At 39.2% G+C, this 2,376-nt stretch carries 3 protein-coding genes; 1 reads left to right on the top strand and 2 read right to left on the bottom strand.

Features of this window, described 5'->3' with window-relative positions; translation table 11 throughout:
- Positions 1-987 (bottom strand): sodium/glutamate symporter (locus tag ACY10D_RS07580; RefSeq protein WP_487000150.1); only part of this gene is annotated, 987 nt, incomplete at its 3' end.
- A 163-nt stretch (positions 988-1,150) separates the two neighbouring features.
- On the opposite strand from ACY10D_RS07580, the gene dusA reads away from it, so the two are divergent.
- Entirely contained in the window at positions 1,151-2,128 is a 978-nt protein-coding gene (gene dusA / locus ACY10D_RS07575) for a tRNA dihydrouridine(20/20a) synthase DusA (protein WP_487000149.1), read from the top strand.
- Positions 2,129-2,163: 35 nt separating this feature from the next.
- Here dusA and ACY10D_RS07570 read toward each other — a convergent pair whose 3' ends face one another.
- The gene (locus tag ACY10D_RS07570) at positions 2,164-2,265 is read right to left on the bottom strand and encodes a BrnA antitoxin family protein (protein WP_487000151.1); all 102 of its coding nucleotides are present in this window, start codon (positions 2,263-2,265) and stop codon (positions 2,164-2,166) included.
- Between the last annotated feature and the right edge of the window lie 111 nt (positions 2,266-2,376).

The following is a 2,376-nucleotide window of genomic DNA, read 5'->3' as shown; positions in this document are numbered from 1 at the left end:
TAATTTATAAATCACAAAAATGGCAAATAGCACCATTAATACCACTTGTGCAAATAAGATCACTAGCATTGGAATCGCTAAGTTCACAAGTGCCAACAGCTTCATTTGCATCAGCGCCATCGATAAGAAAATAGAAAGTGAAATAGCACCTAAGACCTGCAACTCAGTGTGCTTGACCTCATACCAATCAGTAATATCTGAGCAATTACGCAAGATTGCCGCTGCCAACATTGCACCAATATAATCAGGTAAAATGATATTAAGTGACTTAAACCATGCCGAAAAAATACTGCCAAAACCAATTGCTAACGCAATCATAATCACTGCATTAAAGACACCCTCTTGAGAAATCTTACTTGGTTTATGTAGTTGCAGTTTCTTAAGACTTTCCGCATCCATTTTTTTGCCCGTGACTTCTGGCTTATATTTACGCATGAGAAACTTTGCAACTGGCCCTCCTGAAAGACTTCCTGCAATCAACCCCACCGTTGCTGCCGCTGCTGTAATCGTTGCTGCATTTTGCAATCCAAAGTCACTTTGCAACGTCTCAGCAAATGCTAACCCCGTGCCATGCCCTCCGATCATCGTAATCGAGCTATTAGCCAAACCAAAAGCTGTCGGCATATCAAGCAACATCGCCAATGATACACCCAAGCTATTTTGTAAAACAACCAGCACGCACATACAGGCAAATAGGATCAATACGGCCTTGCCACCAATAAACAAAAAACGCAAACTCGCGGCAAAGCCAATCGTTGAAAAGAATATCAACATAAAATATTTCTGAGCTGATGCATCAAAATTAATATGTATATAATCAAAATAACTAAGTACAGCGAGCAATATAGAAAAAAGCAATCCACCGACAACAGGGGCAGGTATAAAAAAACGACTTAATATACTCACACGCTTTTGAATAAAAATCCCAACCAATAGTACTAAAATAGCAATGGCAACGGTTAATAAGTTATTGACTTGTAGTAGCATATCGCCCCCCTTTATCATTTCTCATTTTTCCCAAAACCCATCGAGCATATAAAATACAATTTGATAAAACTAGTCTTTATGGCAAATAAATCACCTATTCCATTTACAATTACAGGGAATGTTTTACCATAGCTTTCTTAAGTTTTGAATAAATAGAATACCGATGACACAACCACTTAATCGCACCCTTTGTATCGCACCAATGATCGATTGGACAGATAGGCATTATCGTTATTTAATGCGCCTAATCACCAAAAAAACCATGCTTTACACGGAGATGATTACAGCCAATGCGATCATTCATGGACCACGTGAACGCTTATTGCAGTACTCACCAGAGGAAAGTCCATTGACATTACAATTAGGTGGCAACAACCCAAATGATCTCATCTTTTGCGCTAAACTTGCTGAAGACTTAGGTTATAACGAAATCAATTTGAATGTTGGCTGTCCGAGTGATCGCGTCTCACGTGGCGATTTTGGACTATCATTGATGTATAAGCCTGAGCTCGTTGCTGAATGTGTTAATGCCTTAAAACAAGCGGTTAACATCCCTGTTTCAGTAAAATGTCGCATTGGCGTTGACGATAAAGATAGCTTTGAAGAGCTTGTGTACTTTATCCAAGGTATTGTCGATGCTAAGGCTGATTTTATTTGTATTCATGCACGAAAAGGCTGGCTAAATGGCTTAAGCCCCAAAGAGAATCGTACAATCCCGCCCTTACAATATGACACGGTTTATCAAATTAAAAAACTATTCCCCAAACAGTTAATTGGCATTAACGGCGGTATAACAACTTTAGATAATATCAATCAGCATTTACAATATGTTGATAGCGTGATGATTGGGCGCGAAGCTTACCACAACCCAATGTTATTTAAAGACGTTGACCATCTCTTTTATAATGAGGAAAGTCTTGACCTTACCCCTTTTGAAGTTGCTGAGCGTTTAACTCCCTATATTGAAGAAGAGCTAAAAGCACCTGATCGCAAGCTTAATCATATTACACGTCATACGCTTAATTTATTTAATGGTTACCCTAACGCACGCCTATATCGCCGATTCCTAAGTGAGCATGCGACTCGCCCTGAAGCAGGTATTCATACCTTTAAAGACGCATTGAGCTATGTCAAAGGTTAAAAGTTACGATAAGGCAACTGTCGAGGATGATTTTCTTAATGGCAGCGCTTGTACTCTCTAAGGACAGAATTAATTTTTGTTTGGTAGCCTTTTCCCATTGATTTAAAATAATCCATAACATCACTATCTAGACGAATTGTACAGATTTTTTCTTATGGAAAAGAATTTGAATATGGTGGGCCCTGCAGGACTCGAACCTGCGACCAACGGATTATGAGTCCGCTGCTCTAACCAACTGAGCTAAGAGC

The sequence above is a fragment of the Cysteiniphilum sp. genome, assembly GCF_057495195.1.
Note: the sequence above shows the minus strand (reverse complement) of the source record. Positions and strands in the feature narration are given on the sequence as shown.

Coding starts and splice junctions, on each gene's coding strand:
- dusA (WP_487000149.1), top strand. CDS start 1,151: ATGACACAACCACTTAATCGCACCCTTTGTATCGCACCAATGATCGAT.